This is a genomic window from Psychrobacter sp. Ps6 (genome assembly GCF_022129235.1).
Classification (GTDB): domain Bacteria; phylum Pseudomonadota; class Gammaproteobacteria; order Pseudomonadales; family Moraxellaceae; genus Psychrobacter.
This window is the reverse complement of the sequence record NZ_JADQAI010000087.1, coordinates 1-1,920: the sequence shown is the minus strand read 5'-3', so window position 1 is coordinate 1,920 and position 1,920 is coordinate 1. Positions and strand designations below refer to the sequence as shown.

Annotated in this window: 2 protein-coding genes; both read right to left on the bottom strand. The window is 34.1% G+C overall.

The features are described from left to right. Positions 1 to 123: 123 nt before the first annotated feature. Positions 124 to 1,416 (bottom strand): sensor domain-containing diguanylate cyclase, encoded by a 1,293-nt coding sequence (locus tag I3255_RS13945; RefSeq protein WP_238039347.1) that lies wholly within the window; start codon positions 1,414 to 1,416, stop codon positions 124 to 126. A gap of 323 nt (positions 1,417 to 1,739) precedes the next feature. Next, on the bottom strand, positions 1,740 to 1,920 hold a 181-nt coding region (locus I3255_RS13940), incomplete at its 5' end, for a hypothetical protein (protein WP_238039346.1).

Below are 1,920 nucleotides of genomic sequence, written 5' to 3'. Positions count from 1 at the left end.
AACAGTGATATTGTATTGGACTCATGAATTGGCAGATGCCTGAGAATAAGAAATTATCAAATTAACCAAATGATAAATAAAAGGTTATACTTATTGAGCTGATTTTTCTACACAGTACGAAAATTAGCTCATCGAATATACTTTGACTTGGTTTCGGCCATTTTTCTTTGCTTCATACAATGCTGCATCGGCTCTTTCCATAGCAGAATCCAGACTGTCTTCAATTAAAATATCAGTAATGCCAACGGACAATGAAACTGAGGTTGTTTCCCCAACTTGCTGATTAATTCGATTGGCCACATTGATCGCTCTTTTTGCCTCCATATCAAGTAAAATAAGAAATTCATCTCCGCCTAATCGAATAAACTCATCACTGTTTCTTAAACCACTTCGAACAAGCGTAGCAACCTGATTTAAGACACGATCACCTTCTGCGTGTCCATAGGTATCATTAACCTGTTTAAAATGGTCAATATCAAAAATCAACATAGAATAACTTTTCAGTCTGATCTGTTGCCAATAACTGTTCTTTTTAACTTGGCTCTCTAAATAGTTACGATTACGGCAATGGGTTAAAGAGTCATAAAAGGCAGTATGCTCTAACTTATTACTCTTATATAAATTCACAAATAGATTTATGATAACGACAACAATAGTTAACGCTAATCCCAATAGAAATGAGTAAAAATGGCGTATTTTTGCTTGATTATAATAGTCAGTTACATCCATCTTTAATAAAAGAATGCGATTAATATCTTTTAGATAGTGTAAATAAAGAAGAAAACTTTCATCATGTCGATATTCCCATATAATTTGATCGTAATTCAATGCTGAGTAAAATTGTTCGGTTAAAAGATAGGGAAACAACTCAAACGCAGAAACACCTTTAATATTTGTAGGGAGCCTAATTTCACCACTTGGGGTTACAAAATACATCCGAATTTTCTCATCTAACCCTTGTATACGGTTGTAGAAGGCTTCGTAATCTATCCCAACGCCAAGAATACCTATAACTTGGTTATTATCGTCTCTAATTTTGTGATCATAATAGAAAGAATACAGTGTTTCATATTCTAAGGTATCAGGATCGTAAAGGTAATATCTAGAATCATCAGGCATATCAATAATATCTTGGATCCATTTATCCCGCTCTGATGTGATATCAATAGTTAAAACTCGCCCAAAATTATCTAAATATAAATTCTTCCTGATATCAACTAAACCAATTGTTTTTACAGAAAAGTTTTTTTGCGTTTCTTTCAGTTCAAGTGATAGTCCTTCTGGATCGTAATCAGTCTGTATTCGATAGGAATAAATATCGGCCAGCGTATGACTTGCATAGGTATATGTATTATTCACATCTTGCATTGTCCGAGAGATATAATTTGTTGTTCTATACAAGGTTGTATTGATCATATTGTCTCGAAAGACTCTTAATGTCATATAATAATGAGTAAAATTAAGCAAAGAAAAAACAATAATAATTAGTAACGCAATTCGAACTGAATCCATCATATGACCATCAAATGATTTCCGCCTAAATTCCATTTATCCTCCGTTAAGATATTTAAAAATAATGACTGCGAATACAAATAAGCGTCATTGTTTAAAATTGAGTTACGTGAGTATATGAAACTAATATAGACGGGTATTAGGTTAAAAGAGTGATGGGTGCTTGATTTTTAACCAAAACCATAAGCCAGTTTGTTACAACTTCACCAGCTTATGATTTCTGGATATTACTGACTCACAGCGGGAACTGCGGTTGAAGGTTCCACAGGAGCTTGAACTTCTACAGCTTGTGGCTGTGCAGTTGGTTCAGCTGTTGTTTGAGTCATAGATTTATGAGAAATGGACTCATCAGAGCTAGCTGCAGTGCACGGTATTCCCAAGCTAGTTAGTTTTTCAGCAAAAGCTTGG

Bases quoted from the DNA above. Each gene is read 5' to 3' on its own strand.
- I3255_RS13945 (WP_238039347.1), bottom strand. From the start codon at position 1,416: ATGATCAATACAACCTTGTATAGAACAACAAATTATATCTCTCGGACA.